Raw genomic sequence first — 16,625 nt, forward strand, 5'->3', positions numbered from 1 at the left:
CGGTTTATCCTCGGATCGCCCAGAAAGCCAGGTTCAGCCCCGGGAATTGGCCCGCAATGTGGAATGCAAAACCGCCGGAGTTGGCCAGTTGCTGCCAATGCTCGCTGCCCCGGTCCAGTTCGTAATAAGTGGAGCCTGTGTGATATGGGATTTGCCGTGGTGCCACCGGCAACGGCAGCAGGCCGATGCCCGGCAATTGCAGGTTGACCAGATCGCGGATGTGTTCCACCGAGCCAACCTTGCTCTGCTGGCCGAAGCGTCCGCGCAGGGTCTCGGCGGGCACGTCGGCGCGCACCACCAGGATGAAGCTGGCGCTCTCGAGTAGCGTCTTGTCAGCCAGCATGGCCACATGAATGCCGTAGGCTTTTTCGACGATTGGAATCGGCGTGGCCTTGCTGTCGATCAACATCGACAGCGCCTCACGCAAGGCCTGCATCACCGGCGCGAAACTCAGCGCCAGATCATCGTGCTGGTACTGCGGGTATTCCTGGGGTCGCCGCCCGGAAGCGGTAAAGGTCGAGAACTCCCCAGCCAGGCTCACCAGCTCGCTGTAAAACCGCTCGGGGTGCAACGGGCTCAACTGGCTCAAATGCTGGATCAACGGCTGGGCACGGTTGACCAGTTGCAGCAGCATGAAATCGGCAATCTCCGAGGCACCACCGGCACCGGACGCCACCACGCGCCCGGCAAGGGCTTCGCCGCGCTGATGCAGCAGGCCCAGCAGTTCGCTGCGAAACGCCGCCAAGGGGTTGGAGGCGACCACATCCAGCAGCGGCGGGATGTACGTGTTGTCGAGCACCAAGGCGCGGTCGGCGCGTTTTTCCTTGATACGCACCAGACCGATGGCGGCGTAGTCGCTGATGCCATCCTGGGCAACCAATAATCGCAGCGCCCTCGAACCCACGGCCACCGGCACCTGGTTTTCGAACGGCGCGTTGTCGTCCCGCACTTCGCGCACCTGGCTCACGTAGCGCGCAGCGCCCAGGGCTTCGCCTTCGTCAACGGTATCGCGCGCACCGGCGCGCTTGAGCGGCAAGGCCAGGTACACCAGACCATCGCGCAGGTTGTCATCGACATTCAGCGGGCTCGGCGCCAGGTCATCCTGAGGAATGTTGAAGGGCGTGCCGTCCGGCAACAGGCCCCGCGCCGAGACGATGGCCAGTTTGCCCTGGGCCAGCAGACCCTGGTCGATCAGCAATTCGGAGAAACCCCAGGCGCCGGCCGACAATGGGCGGCTCCGGGCGTCGATGAGGTTCTCCAGGTAACGGTCATGCTGCTGGAAGTGCTGCGTTCCAATGAACATGCCTTCCGACCAGACCACGCGATTGTTCCAGGACATGGGGGCTCCGATTTATTGGGCAGGGCTGGATGGGGAAACCGCGACGGCGCTGCGCACGGCGCGCACGTCGAGGCTGATCTGGTATTCGGTGTATTGGCGCGGCGGGACGGTCATCACCGTGCGCCACAACGACTGATCCAGCTCGCGATACCCCACCAGTACGCCGATATGGCGGGTGGCCGGGTCGAGGTCGCGCTGCAGGCTCAACTGCTGGCCGGGCTGGATCAGCACTTCGTCCTGGTCGATCAGGTCTGCGCCGAGCGTCGCCTGGGCCCGTTCGGCCAGTGCGAAATAATCGGAACGGCCGAAGGTGGCGGCGTTTTTCAATTCGAAAATACGCACCCGGACCGGGGCTGGCTGGCCAGTGGCGCCGGGGTTGAGCCCGGCAATGGCGTGAAAGTGCAACTCGACGGCGGCCGTGTCGGCCTCGGCCTCAGCCTCTTCGGGCTGGGGTTTGGCCGCATCCTTGGCACATGCGGTCAGCAGAAGCGCGGTGGCAACTGCGAGTAAAAACCTGGGAATCATCCTGCGTCCTCAATGACGTTTCAGCTATCCGTTGTTCCGTTCTTTGCTATGAATGGCGCTATGCGATGGCGATGCTCAGCCGCGGCGCTGCCGTGTACTGTGTTCTTCGTAGGCGCGGCTGAATTCCCGACCGAACAGGTCCTGGAAATCCTCCTGGGCCTCGCGGGAAATATTGCTGTAGAGCTCGGTGAACTGCTGCCAGTACTGGGCCTGTCGCGAGCCATGGAAAATGCTCGACAGGCCACCGGGCTTGCCCATGCGCTCTTCCAGCTGCGCCGGTTCAAAGCGCGCCAGCAGATGCTTGATCGCAGCTTCCACGCCGGCCATCACCGCCAATTGGTGGGCACGCAAATCATCGAAGCTGTCGCGCACAGCCAGGTCCGGCGCCATGAACGCCTGATTGCTGTGGCGCAACAGCAACAGCAAGGCTTCATCGACATTGGGAGCGAATTTCAGCGGATTGTTTTCCACCGGCTGAATCATCGTCTGCTGAATGCGGAACTCGCCCTTGAGGCTGCTACGGGCGCGCAAGACATCGATCAGGCCTTCGACCATCAGCCGATAACTGCGACCGATGCTTTCCATTTGCGCCTCGGCCTGGGCCTTGTCCAGGCGCACTTGATCCAGCCCGGCACCGCGTAGAAAGGCTTGCAACAGGTCGGGTTGAGCATTGTCGGCCGGGCTGATCAGGGGCTCGACGATAGCCACGGGCGGTTCGCAAAGGGGTGCCGGTTCGATCGGTGCGCTGATGTGAGGTACGGCTGGCGGCGCAACCTCTGCAACAGGCAAAGGGGCAACAGCCACCGGCGCAGGCTTGTCGCTGAACAGGTCCCAATCTTCCGGAATCACCGGGGCCGACGCCAATGGCTCAGGCCCGGCCACGGGCGCTGGGTCGGGGATCGGGGTCGGTGGGCGGAAATCGTGCAGCTCGGCCGGGACATGGTCGGGCTGGGTGGCCGGCGGAACGCTGGTCGGTGTCAAAAAGTCGAACAGGTCCGGCATCGTGTCCATGGCCGATACGCCCTGAAAATGTGCAGGGGGGGTCATGGGCAACGACGTCGGCGTATTCACAACGGCGCCCTGACGTCCCATCAGGGCCTCAAAGCTGCTGGACGAATCAGCGAAAGGGTTGCCGTCGGTCACTGGCAGACTGAAATCAATACGCGCCTGGATTTCATAATCACCGATGCGAATAACTTCGCCATCTTGCAACGGCTCGCTGTTTCCCTTGCGCAGACGAATACCGGCCTTGACCAATTCCACACCATTAGTGCTGTTATCGGTTAAGTAATACCGACCATCTTTATATTGAATACTGCAATGTTTGCCGGAAACCAAGCGTTCAGGGTCGGGCAATACCCAGTCATTATCAGAGTTTCGGCCTATCGCCATCACACCCTGATTCATGGATTTCTCAGGGCACTGGCCAGGGGTAATTTTGTGATAACTAGTGATAGTCAAACACAGCGACATCTTGCCTCCTTGCTGAACACTTTGCGCGCGGACGAATCGGGATTCACTCCCGCCAGACTCGGTCCGACGACCTTGCAAACAACCTCGAAAAACGGCTTTTTGCCAGCATGTTTGCTGATCTTAACCGGCTTGAATGACAAAAAACCTGCATCAGTGCCTGCCTCGACCCATCGGTCGCGCGGGTTGTTAAGCACCTCACATCTGTCATACAGGGGAAATAGCTTACCTTGACAAGCCATAAGTACTACACCAAAAATAACAACTTCTTGAATAACGATGATGGCGCTTTGAGATCACTGCGTATCCAAAGGGCCATTACACTCAAGGAAACATGCGTAGTTCCACCTGGCGCTAACGTGTGAACTGCCCGACTCTGTCAGTCGGGCGATAGGGAGATCAAATTCAGTGGAAGTGCCTTTATTGCTCGCCGCCGTTTCCGCGACTTCGCCCTGTGGCGAAGATCTGGAATACGACGCGGATTTTTTGCGCCTGGAACGCGATTCCCAAGGCCAGCCCGAGCGCAGCATGGGCGATTCGATATTGCCTGCCGCCCCCCCTGAATGGCGCAGCATCCAGCAGCAAAGTCTGGATTTGTTGCAACGCAGCAAAGACCTGCGTATCACCCACTTCCTTTTGCAAAGTTCCCTTGCCCTCGAAGGCGTCACCGGCCTGGCCCGCGTCCTGACGCTGATCAGCGAGTTGCTCAAGCAGTACTGGGCCGACCTGCATCCGCGCCTGGATGCCGAAGACGACAACGACCCCACCGTGCGCATCAATGCCCTCGCCGGCCTGACGTCCGATGCCACCATTCGCCTGTTGCGCGAAAGCATCCTGACCCGTTCGCGAACCTTTGGTGTTGTCAGCCTGCGCGCCGCCGCCAATGCCAGCGGCTTGCAAAGTTTCCCTGACGAAAACCTCGGCGCCGAGCAGCTCGCTGGGGCGTTCCTGGACAGCGATCCCGAACAGTTGGAAATCACCCGGGCAGCTTTGCACGAGGCCCGCAGCGTCGCCGAGGCCATCGAGCAACAGATCAGCGAACACATCGGTTCCGCCCAGGGCGTTGACCTTGGCCCATTGAAGCAACCACTAAAAATGGCCCTGCAGATTCTCGGCCAGTTCGCCCCGCAGAGCGGCGACAGCCCCCTGCCCGATTCCATCAGCGACGACAATGCCGCGCCGGTTGAACACCCCGCCGCGCCGAGCACACCGCGCAGCACCGGCGAAATCAACAACCGCGACGATGTGCTGCGCAGCCTGGACCGGATTCTTGCGTATTACACCCGCCATGAACCCTCCAGCCCGCTACCGGTGCTGTTGAACCGGGCGAAGAATCTGGTGCACGCCGACTTTGCGGCCATCGTGCGCAACCTGATTCCCGACGGCATGAGCCAATTTGAAAACCTGCGCGGACCAGACAGCGAATAAAAGCGAACGGATCACGCAGTCACGTCACCGGTACCACCGATGACGCCAACACCGTCGCTCAAGCGACCAGGAGCAGCAACGTGGCGAAGCAAAGTTCTCAGAAATTCATCGCGCGCAACCGCGCGCCTCGAGTGCAGATCGAGTACGACGTCGAGCTCTACGGCGCCGAGAAAAAGGTCCAGTTGCCCTTCGTCATGGGCGTCATGGCGGACCTCGCCGGCAAGCCCGCCGAGCCTCTGGCGCCTGTGGCCGATCGCAAATTCCTCGAGGTGGATGTCGACAACTTCGATTCGCGCCTCAAGGCCATGCAGCCACGCGTCGCGTTTCACGTGCCCAACGAGCTGACCGGCGAAGGCAACCTGAGCCTGGACATCACCTTTGAAAGCATGGACGACTTCAGCCCCGCCGCCGTGGCGCGCAAGGTCGACTCGCTGAACAAGCTGCTCGAAGCGCGCACCCAACTGGCCAACTTGCTGACCTACATGGACGGCAAGACCGGTGCCGAAGAAATCATCATGAAGGCCATCAAGGATCCGGCGCTGCTTCAGGCGCTTGCCAGTGCGCCGAAGCCAGCCGAGCCTCAGGCTTAATCAGGACGAATGATCATGACCGATTCAGTACGTGCAGACGCTCAGAAACTGGGCACCACCGAAGAAGCCAGCGAGTTCGCCTCCCTGCTGCTGCAAGAATTCAAACCCAAGACCGAACGCGCTCGCGAAGCCGTCGAGACCGCCGTGCGCACCCTGGCCGAACAGGCCCTGGCGCAGACCGACCTGGTGTCCAACGACGCCATCAAGTCGATCGAATCAATCATTGCCGCCATCGACGCCAAGCTCACCGCCCAGGTCAACCAGGTCATCCACCACCCGGAATTCCAACAACTGGAAAGCGCCTGGCGTGGCTTGCACTACCTGGTCAACAACACCGAGAGCGATGAGCAACTGAAGATTCGCGTGCTCAATATCTCCAAGACCGACCTGCACAAGACCCTGAAGAAATTCAAGGGCACCGCGTGGGACCAGAGCCCGATCTTCAAGAAGATGTACGAAGAAGAATACGGCCAGTTCGGCGGCGAACCTTACGGTTGCCTGGTGGGCGATTACTACTTCGACCAGTCGCCTCCAGACGTAGAACTGCTGGGCGAACTGTCGAAAGTCTGCGCCGCCATGCACTCGCCGTTCATCGCAGCCGCATCGCCGACCGTGATGGGCATGGGCTCGTGGCAGGAACTGTCGAACCCGCGCGATCTGACCAAAATCTTCACCACACCGGAATACGCCGGCTGGCGCTCGCTGCGCGAATCGGAAGACTCGCGCTACATCGGCCTGACCATGCCGCGTTTCCTCGCGCGTCTGCCGTATGGCGCCAAGACCGATCCGGTGGAAGCCTTCGCCTTCGAAGAAAACACCGACGGCGCCGACAGTTCCAAGTACACCTGGGCCAACGCCGCTTACGCGATGGCGGTGAACATCAACCGTTCGTTCAAACACTTCGGCTGGTGCTCGCGCATTCGTGGCGTGGAGTCTGGCGGTGAAGTGGAAAACCTGCCAGCGCACACCTTCCCGACTGACGATGGCGGCGTGGACATGAAGTGTCCGACCGAAATCGCCATTTCGGACCGCCGCGAAGCGGAATTGGCGAAGAACGGTTTCATGCCGCTGCTGCACAAGAAAAACACCGACTTCGCCGCGTTCATCGGCGCCCAGTCGTTGCAAAAACCGGCCGAATACGATGACCCGGACGCCACCGCCAACGCCAATCTGGCCGCGCGCCTGCCGTACCTGTTCGCCACCTGCCGTTTCGCCCATTACTTGAAGTGCATCGTGCGCGACAAGATCGGCTCCTTCAAAGAGAAGGACGAAATGCAGCGTTGGTTGCAGGACTGGATCCTCAACTACGTCGACGGCGACCCTGCGCACTCCACCGAAACCACCAAGGCCCAGCATCCATTGGCGGCGGCCGAAGTGATCGTCGAGGACGTGGAAGGCAATCCGGGGTACTACAACTCCAGGTTCTACCTGCGCCCGCACTATCAGCTCGAAGGTCTGACCGTGTCGCTGCGCCTGGTATCCAAGCTGCCTTCGGCCAAAGGCGCGTAACACCGAGCTTGATGTGATCGTTCCCACGCTCAGCGTGGGAATGCCGCCCGGGACGCTCCGCGTCCCAGTGATGCGGAGCGTCCCCAGATGCGTTACCACGCAGAGCGTGGGAGCGATCAACAAAACACAATGTGGTAGAGACCACACACGGAGAAAACATGGCTGTTGATATTTTCATCAAGATCGGCGACATCAAGGGCGAGTCCATGGACAAGGCCCACAAGGACGAAATCGACGTCTTGAACTGGAGCTGGGGCATGTCTCAGTCCGGCAACATGCACGTGGGCAGCGGCGGTGGTGCCGGCAAGGTGAACATCCAGGACCTGTCGCTGACCAAGTACGTCGACAAAGCCTCACCGAACCTGATGATGCACTGTGCCAGCGGCAAGCACATCGACAAGGTCAAGCTGACCGTGCGCAAGGCCGGCGGCGAAAGCCAGGTCGAGTACATGATCATCAACCTGGAAGAAGTGCTGGTCACTTCCCTGAGCACTGGCGGCTCGGGTAGCGATGATCGTCTGACTGAAAACCTCACCCTGAACTTCGCCAAGGTGCTGGTGGACTACCAGCCGCAAAAGGCCGATGGCACCAAGGAAGGCGGGCCGGTCAAGTTCGGCTGGAACATCCGCCAGAACGTCAAGGTGTAATCGAACATGCCCCCGGCGTTACACGCCGGGGGTGTTTTAGTGCCTGCTCGAATCCAATCCTTTTCCACCCGGTGTCTGAGTCATGGCCAAGCCTTCGTTTATTAATTTGTGGAGCAGCTATCCCACCGTCAAGGATCCCTGCGACCAGCCTTGGGGCAACCAGTGCGCGATTCGCATGAGTGTCGCGTTGAATGGCGAGTTGAGCATCAAGGTCAACAATTCGACCTACACCGATCCCAAATGCAAGCATGACCATGCCCGTGGCGCCGAGTCCCTGGCAAACTGGCTCTGGCGGCATCATTTAGGGCGCCCGACCATTCTGAGTGGTAGCGCAACCGATCGGCTGACACTCAGCCAGAAGACCGGGATCATCTTTTTCAAGGATTGCTTTGCCCGTGCACAAGAGTCTGAAGGCCAACGTTCAGGCGACCACATCGATCTATGGAATCGTGGCCGAACCAAAGGCTTCTTTGATGGTGACTTCCTTTCCAGACAGGTCTGGTTCTGGGAGTTGACATGATAGGACCAACGCTACGGGCCACACTCCTGTGCAGCCTGTTGATCAGCTTGAATGCCTGCGCTGAAACCGCCCCCGATCAACTCGACGCACCTGCTCGCACTCAAGGAACATTCGCGGGCCAGACACTTAAGTTGGTCGACCTGAATGGTCAATGCGCGGTCCTCAAACCTGATCAGACTCATCTGGAACTGGGTATGGAATGGCCGTGCTATTTCAACCTGAACCCAAAGGGTGAATTGCGGGTAGAAATGTTCAAAGGCGTTCCGATCTTTCTAGTCGAACGGAGCATGCCCGAACCACCGCCCAGTCGGGACTGCGATACAAAATCCCAGGCTGTACGCAAAATCAATGGCTTTCTAGAGGCTTCGTCGGTCAACCCCAGCGCCATGTGCGGGCTTGGCCAGCAAGACCAGAAAATGTTTACGGCGCTATTCCGGTGGTAACCGAAATCGCCACCCGCGATCGCCTGCAACCATCCCTGCTGGACCGGTTGACCGACGACGAACCGAACAACCTCAAGGAAAGCGCCGACAAGCGCGTGCTCTCCCTGACCCAATTGAAAGCCTCGGTGCTGCGTGACCTGGCGTGGCTGCTCAACACCACTTCGTTGCTCAGCGCCGACGCGACGTTGCACACCGAGGCTGGCACGTCGGTGGTCAACTTCGGGCTGCCAGCGCTGGCCGGCAACAGTGCGTCGAACGTCGATATCGCGGCGCTTGAAGCGCTGATCCACCAAGCCATCGCCACCTTCGAACCGCGGATTCTGCGTAACACTTTGCGCGTGCGGGCCCGGGCATCCGCCGAGATGAACCACAACGCCCTGAGTTTCGAGATCGAAGGCGACCTTTGGGCGCAGCCGGTGCCGCTGCGCCTGATGCTGCAAACCGACCTGGACCTGGAATCCGGCCATGTGCGAGTGATCAACGCCGAACAACGGAGACGCTCATGAACCCGCGCCTGCTGGAACTGTACAACCAAGAGCTGCACCACGTGCGCGAAAGCGCGGCGGAGTTCGCCCAGGAATACCCGAAAATCGCCAGTCGGCTGACGTTGTCCGGCATGGACTGCGCCGACCCGTACGTCGAGCGTTTGCTGGAGGGGTTTGCTTATCTGACGGCGCGGGTACAGCTCAAGCTGGATGCCGAATACCCGACCTTCACTCATAACCTGCTGGAAATCGCATACCCCCATTACCTGGCGCCGACACCGTCGATGACCGTGGTGCAATTGCAGGCCGACCCCGATGAAGGCTCGCTGAGCAGCGGCTTCCCGCTGCCCCGGGACACGGTCCTGCGTGCCGCCCTGGGCCGCGAAACCCAAACCTGCTGCGAGTACCGCACCGCCCACGCGGTGACGTTGTGGCCACTGCAGGTCAGCCAGGCCGAGTACTTCGGCAACCCGTCCGCCGTGCTCGGACGCCTGGCCGCCAGCGAACCCAAGGCCAAGGCCGGTCTGCGCCTGACCCTGCGCACCGGCGCCGAACTACCGTTCAACAGTCTGGCCCTGAACAACCTGCCGCTGTACCTCAGCGGCGCAGACGAACAACCCTTCCGCCTCTACGAACAACTGCTGGGCAATGTCTGCGCCGTGTTCGCTCGTCAGCCCGGCGGCGATTGGGTGGAACGCCTGCCGCAGGATGCACTACGCTCCCGGGGATTCGACGATACCGACGCCGCGCTGCCAGTGGTCTCGCGAGCCTTCCAGGGCTATCGCCTGCTGCAGGAATACTTCGCCCTGCCCCACCGCTTTCTGTTCGTCGATTTCACCCAGTTGAGCCGTGCGGTCAAACGCTGCGACGGCCAGGAACTGGAATTGATCGTGCTGTTCGACCGTCACGATCCGAGCCTGGAAGGCAGCGTCGGCGCCGCGCAGTTCCTGCCGTTCTGCACGCCGGCAATCAACTTGTTTCCCAAGCGCCTGGATCGCATTCACCTGTCGGAACGGGTCAATGAACACCATGTGATCGCCGACCGCACCCGGCCGATGGATTTCGAGATTCATTCCCTGACCACCCTCACCGGCCACGGCACCGGGTCGGAGCAACCTTTTTTGCCGTTCTATGCGGTACGCGATCCGTCTCGCTACGGCCGCGATCAGGCCTGGTACACGGTGCGGCGCGAACCTCGCGTGCTGTCCAGCGGCCAGCGGCGCAACGGCCCGCGCTCGACTTACATCGGCAGCGAAACCTTCGTCAGCCTGGTGGACAGCCAGCAGGCGCCTTATCGCCACGACCTGCGTCAACTGGGCGTAACGGCGTTGTGCACCAACCGCGACCTGCCACTGTTCATGAGCGTGGGCAACAGCAAGACCGATTTCACCCTGGCCGACAGCGCACCGGTAGCGGCGGTGCGCTGCGTGGCCGGCCCGAGCCGCCCACGCGCCAGCCATGCCCATGACGCCAAGGCATGGCGGTTGATCAGCCAGCTTTCGCTGAATTATTTGTCCCTCAGCGAACAAGGCCAGGGTGCCGCCGCCCTGCGCGAACTGCTGCGCCTGTACGGCGACAGTAACGATGCGGCGTTGCAGTTGCAGATCGAAGGCCTGCGCGAAGTCAGCAGCAAGGCCTGCACCCGACGCTTGCCAATGCCGGGCCCGATCGTGTTTGGTCGTGGCCTGGAGATCACTCTGGAATTCGATGAAAACGCGTTTCGCGGCACTGGAGTCTTCTTGCTCGGTGCAGTGTTCGAGCGCTTCCTGGCACGCTACGTGTCGATCAACAGCTTTACCGAGACGGTGATCCGTACCACCGAACGCGGCGAGATCATGCGATGGAAAGCCAAGCCCGGACGTCGTCCGACCCTGTGAGTACCCTGGACGCGATGCACCAGGAGCCCTGGGAATACGACTTCTTCCAGGCGTTGCGGCGCATCGAGTGCGAATCGCCTGAACTGCCGCGCCTGGGCCATTCGTTGCGCTTGGCCGATGATCCGCTGCGTCTTGGGCAACAAGCCGATTGCACCTTCGCCCCAGCGACCCTGGCGTCGGTACAGCCGGGCATTGACGGTGCGCCGGCGCGCTTGGAGCAGTTCTTTTTCGGCCTCGGCGGCCCCAACGGCCCATTGCCGCTGCACATCACCGAATACGTGCGCGAACGCCAGCGCAACAACGCCGACAGCACCAGTAAACGTTTCCTGGATGTGTTCCATCACCGCCTGCTGAGCCTGTTTTACCGGGCCTGGGCCGAAGCGCGGCCGACGGTCAGCCATGATCGCCCGGACGATGACTACTGGTCGGCACGCCTGGCAGCACTGAGCGGCCGGGGGATGCCGAGCCTGCTCAAACAAGGGCTGATCCCCGACACGGCGAAGTTGCATTACAGCGGTCACCTGTCGGCACAAACCCGCTACCCGGACGGTTTGAAGGCCATTCTCAGCGAGTACTTCGGCCTGCCGGCGGAGATCGAAGAGTACGTCGGCCAATGGCTGGAGCTGCCCGAACGCAGCCGCGTGGGTATCAGCGCCCATCAATTGGGCGTGGATTTTTGCCTGGGTCGCTACGTCTGGGATCGCCAGCACAAATTCCGCATTCGCCTGGGCCCACTCAAGCTGGATGACTACATGGGCATGTTGCCCGGCAGCCAACCCTTCAATGAGCTGGTGGCCTGGGTGGCCGAATACCTGGGCCATGAACTGGACTGGGACCTGAACCTGATTCTGAAACAGCCTGAAGTACCGGCGTTACAACTCAATGGCCGCTTCCGTCTGGGTTTCAACACCTGGCTGGGACGTCCTGAAAAAGATGCCAACGATCTAATACTGGCCCGGCATTACGCCGAGCAAGCCAACACCTCACAGACCTCAAGGAGCCAAGAGCATGGGTGAAATCAGTCGCGCCGCGTTGTTCGGTAAACTCAACAGCGTGGCTTACAAAGCCATCGAAGCCGCCACCGTGTTCTGCAAGTTGCGCGGTAACCCTTATGTGGAACTGGCCCACTGGTTTCATCAGTTGCTGCAATTGCAGGATTCGGACCTGCACCGCCTCATCCGTCAGTTCAACATCGAGCCGGCGCGCCTGGCCCGTGACCTGACCGAAGCCCTGGACCGTTTGCCACGCGGCTCGACTTCAATCACTGACTTGTCCTCCCATGTGGAAGAAGCCGTGGAACGTGGCTGGGTCTACGGCAGCCTGATGTTCGGCGAAAGCCAGGTGCGTACCGGTTACCTGGTGCTGGGCATTCTCAAGACGCCGAGCCTGCGCCATGGGCTACTGGGGCTGTCGGCAGAGTTTGACAAGATCAAGGTCGAAGCCCTGAGCGAACGTTTTGACGAATACGTCGGTGACTCGCCGGAAAATTCGCTCAGCGCCAGCGATGGTTTCAACGCAGGCAGCGTGCCCGGTGAAGCCAGCGGCGCCATGGCTCCAAGCGCCATGGGCAAGCAGGAAGCGCTCAAGCGTTTTACCGTCGACCTCACCGAGCAGGCCCGCAGCGGCAAGCTTGATCCGATTGTCGGGCGTGACGAAGAAATCCGCCAACTGGTGGACATCCTCATGCGCCGTCGGCAGAACAATCCGATGCTGACCGGTGAAGCCGGCGTCGGTAAAACCGCCGTGGTCGAAGGCTTTGCCCTGCGCATCGTCGCCGGTGACGTGCCGCCAGCGCTCAAGGACGTGGAACTGCGCAGCCTCGACGTCGGCCTGTTGCAGGCCGGCGCGAGCATGAAAGGTGAATTCGAACAGCGCCTGCGCCAGGTCATCGAAGACGTCCAGGCCTCGCCAAAACCGATCATCCTGTTTATCGACGAAGCCCACACGCTGGTAGGTGCCGGTGGCGCCGCCGGTACCGGGGACGCGGCCAACCTGCTCAAACCGGCCCTGGCCCGGGGAACCCTGCGCACCGTGGCCGCCACGACCTGGGCCGAGTACAAAAAGCATATCGAGAAAGACCCGGCCCTGACCCGCCGTTTCCAAGTGGTGCAAGTCGCCGAGCCGTCCGAAGACAAGGCGCTGCTGATGATGCGCGGCGTGGCCTCGACCATGGAGAAACACCATCAGGTGCAGATCCTTGACGAAGCCCTGGAAGCCTCGGTCAAGCTGTCCCATCGCTACATCCCGGCGCGCCAGTTGCCGGACAAATCCGTGAGCCTGCTGGACACCGCCTGCGCCCGGGTCGCCATCAGTCTGCACGCCGTGCCGGCCGAAGTGGACGACAGCCGTCGTCGCATCGAGGCGCTGGAAACCGAACTGCAAATCATCGCCCGCGAGCACGCCATCGGCATCGTCATCGGCGCCCGCCAGAGCAACAGCGAAAACCTGCTGGCCGCCGAGCGCGAACGCCTGGCCGGACTCGAAAGCCGCTGGGCCGAAGAGAAAACCCTGGTGGACGAACTGCTCGCCACCCGCGCCACCCTGCGCGAACGCGTTGGCGTGGTGGACAGCGACGTTGGCAGTGACGACAGCCACGCCCTGCGCGAGAAACTGGTGGACCTGCAACAGCGCCTCAGCGCCCTTCAAGGCGAAACCCCGCTGATTCTGCCCACGGTCGATTACCAGGCCGTGGCCTCGGTGGTCGCCGACTGGACCGGGATTCCGGTGGGCCGCATGGCCCGTAACGAACTGGAAACCGTGCTCAACCTCGACCAGCACCTGAAAAAAACGCATCATCGGCCAGGACCACGCCTTGCAGATGATCGCCAAACGCATCCAGACCTCCCGTGCCGGTCTCGACAACCCGAGCAAGCCGATTGGCGTGTTCATGCTCGCGGGCACCTCCGGCGTGGGCAAGACCGAAACCGCCCTGGCCCTGGCCGAAGCCATGTACGGCGGCGAGCAGAACGTCATCACCATCAACATGAGCGAATTCCAGGAAGCCCACACCGTGTCCACCCTCAAGGGCGCGCCACCGGGCTACATCGGCTACGGCGAAGGCGGCGTGCTGACCGAAGCCGTGCGGCGCAAACCGTACAGCGTGGTGCTGCTGGACGAGGTGGAAAAAGCCCACCCGGACGTGCACGAGATCTTCTTCCAGGTCTTCGACAAAGGCGTGATGGAGGACGGCGAAGGCCGGGTGATCGACTTCAAGAACACCTTGATCCTGCTGACCACCAACGCTGGCACCGAGTTGATTGCCCGTGTCTGCAAAGACCCGCAAAACGTGCCCGAGCCCGAAGAGATCGCCAAGGCCTTGCGCCAGCCGCTGCTGGAGATTTTCCCGCCGGCATTGCTAGGCCGCCTGGTGACCATTCCGTACTACCCGCTCAGCGACGAGATGCTCAAGGCCATCACCCGCCTGCAACTCAACCGCATCAAAAAGCGTGTGGAGAGCACCCACAAAGTGGCCTTCGACTACGACGACGCGGTGATCGACCTGATCGTCTCCCGCTGCACCGAAACCGAAAGCGGTGGGCGAATGATCGACACCATCCTGACCAACAGCCTGCTGCCGGACATGAGCCGCGAGTTCCTCACCCGCATGCTCGAAGGCAAAGCACTGGCTGGCGTGCGGATCAGCGCCCGGGATAACGAATTGCACTACGACTTCAGCGACGCGGCATAGCCCCTGGAGGAATGCGGTCAGTGTGGGAGCTGGCTTGTCGGATCGCAGCGGTGCGGCGATCCGACAAGCCAGCTCCCACCTTTGATCCGGTTTCTGCTGAAAAAAGCGGCACGGCGACTACAACACTTACGGATTAACCGATGCTATTCGAGCAACTCTCACGCCTGGCAAAAATCACCAGTCCCCTGGGGCCGGAGGTGCTGCTGCTCAAGGACATGGGCGGCGGCGAGGAGCTGGGGCGGCTGTTCAACTATGAGTTGCAGCTGCACTCGCTGGACAATGCCATCGACCTCAACCAGTTGCTCGGCAAACCCATGTGCCTGAGCCTGCAACTGGACGGCGGTGGCGAGCGTCATTTCCATGGCATCGTGGCCCGTTGTAGCCAGAACGTCGACCAGGGCCAGTTCGCCAGCTACCAGGTCACGCTGCGGCCTTGGCTTTGGCTGCTGACCCGCACCTCCGATTGCCGGATTTTCCAGAACCTGACCCTCCCGCAGATCATCAAGCAGGTGTTTCGCGACCTGGGCTTTTCCGATTTCGAAGATGCCCTGAGCCGGCCTTATCGCGAGTGGGAATACTGCGTGCAGTATCGCGAAACCAGTTTCGATTTCGTCAGCCGCCTGATGGAGCAGGAAGGCATCTACTACTTCTTCCGCCACGAACAGGGTCGTCATGTGTTGGTGTTGGCCGATGCCTACGGCGCCCACACCAGCGCGCCCGGCTACGGCTCGGTGCCCTACTACCCCAAGAATGAGCAGCAGCGCGAACGCGATCATATTCACGATTGGCACCTGGCCCAGGAAGTCCAGCCGGGCTCGCTGGAGCTCAACGACTATGACTTCCAGCGCCCCAGCGCGCGAATTGACGTGCGCTCGGCCATGCCGCGTCCGCACACCGCCGGCGACTATCCGCTGTACGACTACCCCGGCACCTATGTGCAAAGCGCAGACGGCGAACATTACGCCCGCACCCGCATCGAAGCCTTGCAGACCCTGCACGAACAAGTCGAGCTGGCCGGCAACGCCCGGGGCCTGGGCTCGGGTCATTTGTTCAGCCTCACCGGCTTCAGCCGCCAGGACCAGAACCGCGAATACCTGATTGTCGGCGCCCGCTATTACATTTCCCAGGAAAGTGGGGAAACCGGTGGTGGCGCGCCTTCGGCGCAGTTCGAAAGCAGCCTGACCTGCATCGACGCCCAACAAAGCTACCGCCCCCTGCCCAACACCCACCGCCCCATCGTCAAGGGCCCGCAGACCGCACTGGTGGTTGGCCCCAAAGGCGAGGAAATCTGGACCGACCAGTTCGGCCGGGTGAAGGTGCATTTCTATTGGGACCGCCACGACCAGTCCAACGAAAACAGTTCGTGCTGGATTCGCGTGTCGCAATCCTGGGCAGGCAAGAACTGGGGGACGGTGCAGATCCCGCGCATTGGGCAGGAAGTGATCGTCAGCTTCCTTGAAGGGGATCCCGACAGGCCCATCGTCACCGGTCGTGTGTATAACGCCGAGCAAACCGTACCCTATGCATTACCCGCCAATGCCACTCAGAGCGGTACCAAAAGCCGTTCGAGCAAGGGCGGCACGCCGGCGAATTTCAACGAAATCCGGATGGAAGACAAGAAAGGCGCCGAGCAGCTGTACATCCATGCCGAGCGCAACCAGGACATCGCCGTGGAAGTGGATGAAAGCCACTGGGTCGGTCGCGATCGGCGCAAGAATATCGACCGCAACGAAACCGTACGGATTGGCGAAGACCGGCTGCGGGCCGTGCAGCGCAACGATGCTCTGCTCGTCGGCGGAACCAAGAGCGACAGCATCGCGACCCAATACCTCGTGGAGGCGGGTTCGCAGATTCGACTGGTGTGTGGCAAAAGCGTGCTGGAATTCAATGCCAGTGGCGAGATCAATATCTCGGGCACCGCGTTCAATATCTACGCCAGCGGCAATGGCAACATCGACACCGGCGGCCGTTTGGACCTCAACTCCGGAGGCGCCAGCGCCGTGGACCCCAAAGGCAAAGGCATCAAGGGCGTTATCGATGCGGCGGTAAAAGCGTTGTTCCCGGCAAAAGCCAAACACTGAGTTCACGCAAGGAATAACGCCAG

General features: G+C 61.2%; 13 protein-coding genes and 1 pseudogene. 11 read left to right on the top strand and 3 right to left on the bottom strand.

The annotated features are described in order from the left end of the window. Positions 1-4: 4 nt before the first annotated feature. The 3 genes from tssK to tagH form a co-directional block, all read right to left on the bottom strand. A complete protein-coding gene (gene tssK / locus LOY56_RS26135; protein WP_258618240.1) occupies positions 5-1,339 on the bottom strand; it encodes a type VI secretion system baseplate subunit TssK in 1,335 nt (444 codons plus the stop codon). A 12-nt stretch (positions 1,340-1,351) separates the two neighbouring features. Continuing rightward, positions 1,352-1,864: a type VI secretion system lipoprotein TssJ gene (gene tssJ / locus LOY56_RS26140; RefSeq protein WP_258618245.1), complete on the bottom strand. Its 513-nt coding sequence runs from the start codon at positions 1,862-1,864 to the stop codon at positions 1,352-1,354. Positions 1,865-1,939: 75 nt separating this feature from the next. Beyond that, on the bottom strand, positions 1,940-3,337 hold the full coding sequence (gene tagH / locus LOY56_RS26145) for a type VI secretion system-associated FHA domain protein TagH (RefSeq protein ID WP_258618246.1): 1,398 nt from the start codon (positions 3,335-3,337) through the stop codon (positions 1,940-1,942). Positions 3,338-3,742: 405 nt separating this feature from the next. Here tagH and tssA point away from each other — a divergent pair, with 405 nt between their 5' ends. The 11 genes and pseudogenes from tssA to LOY56_RS26200 all read left to right on the top strand — a co-directional run bounded on the left by tssA (position 3,743) and on the right by LOY56_RS26200 (position 16,602). Beyond that, the gene (gene tssA / locus LOY56_RS26150) at positions 3,743-4,762 is read left to right on the top strand and encodes a type VI secretion system protein TssA (RefSeq protein ID WP_258618252.1); all 1,020 of its coding nucleotides are present in this window, start codon (positions 3,743-3,745) and stop codon (positions 4,760-4,762) included. Positions 4,763-4,842: 80 nt separating this feature from the next. Further along, entirely contained in the window at positions 4,843-5,352 is a 510-nt protein-coding gene (gene tssB / locus LOY56_RS26155) for a type VI secretion system contractile sheath small subunit (RefSeq protein ID WP_007894500.1), read from the top strand. A gap of 15 nt (positions 5,353-5,367) precedes the next feature. Beyond that, positions 5,368-6,861 (top strand): type VI secretion system contractile sheath large subunit, encoded by a 1,494-nt coding sequence (gene tssC, locus LOY56_RS26160; protein WP_258618258.1) that lies wholly within the window; start codon positions 5,368-5,370, stop codon positions 6,859-6,861. Positions 6,862-7,019: 158 nt separating this feature from the next. After that, positions 7,020-7,508: a type VI secretion system tube protein Hcp gene (locus tag LOY56_RS26165; RefSeq protein ID WP_007894494.1), complete on the top strand. Its 489-nt coding sequence runs from the start codon at positions 7,020-7,022 to the stop codon at positions 7,506-7,508. Positions 7,509-7,590: 82 nt separating this feature from the next. Next, the gene (locus LOY56_RS26170; protein WP_258618259.1) at positions 7,591-8,028 is read left to right on the top strand and encodes a type VI secretion system amidase effector protein Tae4; all 438 of its coding nucleotides are present in this window, start codon (positions 7,591-7,593) and stop codon (positions 8,026-8,028) included. Further along, on the top strand, positions 8,025-8,471 hold the full coding sequence (locus LOY56_RS26175) for a hypothetical protein (protein WP_258618260.1): 447 nt from the start codon (positions 8,025-8,027) through the stop codon (positions 8,469-8,471). The genes LOY56_RS26170 and LOY56_RS26175 overlap by 4 nt, the downstream gene beginning before the upstream one ends. Continuing rightward, positions 8,465-8,977: a type VI secretion system baseplate subunit TssE gene (gene tssE / locus LOY56_RS26180; protein ID WP_258618264.1), complete on the top strand. Its 513-nt coding sequence runs from the start codon at positions 8,465-8,467 to the stop codon at positions 8,975-8,977. The genes LOY56_RS26175 and tssE overlap by 7 nt, the downstream gene beginning before the upstream one ends. Continuing rightward, positions 8,974-10,833 (top strand): type VI secretion system baseplate subunit TssF, encoded by a 1,860-nt coding sequence (gene tssF / locus LOY56_RS26185; protein ID WP_258618270.1) that lies wholly within the window; start codon positions 8,974-8,976, stop codon positions 10,831-10,833. Before tssE ends, tssF begins: the two co-directional genes overlap by 4 nt. After that, positions 10,797-11,849 carry a type VI secretion system baseplate subunit TssG gene (gene tssG, locus LOY56_RS26190; RefSeq protein WP_258618273.1) on the top strand — a complete coding sequence of 351 codons (1,053 nt, stop codon included), beginning with the start codon at positions 10,797-10,799 and terminating at the stop codon, positions 11,847-11,849. Before tssF ends, tssG begins: the two co-directional genes overlap by 37 nt. Further along, positions 11,842-14,521: pseudogene (gene tssH, locus LOY56_RS26195) on the top strand (type VI secretion system ATPase TssH). The gene tssG and the pseudogene tssH overlap by 8 nt, the downstream one beginning before the upstream one ends. Before the next feature lie 140 nt (positions 14,522-14,661). Continuing rightward, positions 14,662-16,602 (top strand): type VI secretion system tip protein VgrG, encoded by a 1,941-nt coding sequence (locus LOY56_RS26200; protein WP_258618275.1) that lies wholly within the window; start codon positions 14,662-14,664, stop codon positions 16,600-16,602. Positions 16,603-16,625 lie beyond the last annotated feature (23 nt).

It is taken from the genome of Pseudomonas sp. B21-048, from assembly GCF_024748615.1.
GTDB lineage: Bacteria > Pseudomonadota > Gammaproteobacteria > Pseudomonadales > Pseudomonadaceae > Aquipseudomonas.

Coding starts and splice junctions, on each gene's coding strand:
- tagH (WP_258618246.1), bottom strand. CDS start 3,337: ATGTCGCTGTGTTTGACTATCACTAGTTATCACAAAATTACCCCTGGC.
- LOY56_RS26175 (WP_258618260.1), top strand. CDS start 8,025: ATGATAGGACCAACGCTACGGGCCACACTCCTGTGCAGCCTGTTGATC.
- tssF (WP_258618270.1), top strand. CDS start 8,974: ATGAACCCGCGCCTGCTGGAACTGTACAACCAAGAGCTGCACCACGTG.
- tssK (WP_258618240.1), bottom strand. CDS start 1,339: ATGTCCTGGAACAATCGCGTGGTCTGGTCGGAAGGCATGTTCATTGGA.
- LOY56_RS26200 (WP_258618275.1), top strand. CDS start 14,662: ATGCTATTCGAGCAACTCTCACGCCTGGCAAAAATCACCAGTCCCCTG.
- LOY56_RS26165 (WP_007894494.1), top strand. CDS start 7,020: ATGGCTGTTGATATTTTCATCAAGATCGGCGACATCAAGGGCGAGTCC.
- LOY56_RS26170 (WP_258618259.1), top strand. CDS start 7,591: ATGGCCAAGCCTTCGTTTATTAATTTGTGGAGCAGCTATCCCACCGTC.
- tssC (WP_258618258.1), top strand. CDS start 5,368: ATGACCGATTCAGTACGTGCAGACGCTCAGAAACTGGGCACCACCGAA.
- tssG (WP_258618273.1), top strand. CDS start 10,797: ATGGAAAGCCAAGCCCGGACGTCGTCCGACCCTGTGAGTACCCTGGAC.
- tssJ (WP_258618245.1), bottom strand. CDS start 1,864: ATGATTCCCAGGTTTTTACTCGCAGTTGCCACCGCGCTTCTGCTGACC.